The following is a 587-nucleotide window of genomic DNA, read 5'->3' on the forward strand; positions in this document are numbered from 1 at the left end:
CCTTACAATTTTTATGCTTATAAAATATTGAAGTATCAATTCTTATGAACTCTTTCCTATATATGTTTATCCTGAATGTTATGAATTAAACATAATTAGTTGATATAGCTACTAAAATTTATAATTAATGGCATTTTTCACAAATGCCGTATACTTCAAGCTTGTGTGTGTGAATTGTGACATTAGGGAGTTGTTTTCTAATCGCATCCATTGGACAATAATCAATTACTTTAGTGTCACCGCAAATTTCACAAATAAAATGATGGTGATGATGGTGTGTACAAGCAATTCTGAATTTCATTTCACCATCAAGTTCTGTATTTTCAATAATACCTAGGTCTTTAAATAAATATAAGTTTCTGTAAATTGTATCGAAAGAAATTCCAGGATACGCAGTATCCATAGTCTGTTGTATTTTTTTCGCGCTTACATATTTATTTTCTTTTACAAAAATATCGATAATCATTTTTCGTTTATCTGTGTATTTATGACCGTTATCTTTTAATAATTTGATAGCATCAGTCGTATTCATTTAACTGTCTCCTTTTTTACCCCTAGTGCGTAAAGTTTGCGTGAACATCGTAGCT

The 587-nt window shown here is 29.5% G+C and carries 1 protein-coding gene; it reads right to left on the reverse strand.

The features are described 5' to 3' along the window. Positions 1-124: 124 nt before the first annotated feature. Positions 125-532 (reverse strand): Fur family transcriptional regulator, encoded by a 408-nt coding sequence (locus tag BU038_RS12345; protein WP_107606256.1) that lies wholly within the window; start codon positions 530-532, stop codon positions 125-127. Between the last annotated feature and the right edge of the window lie 55 nt (positions 533-587).

This window comes from Staphylococcus simulans, from assembly GCF_003043455.1.
GTDB classification, from domain to species: domain Bacteria; phylum Bacillota; class Bacilli; order Staphylococcales; family Staphylococcaceae; genus Staphylococcus; species Staphylococcus simulans_A.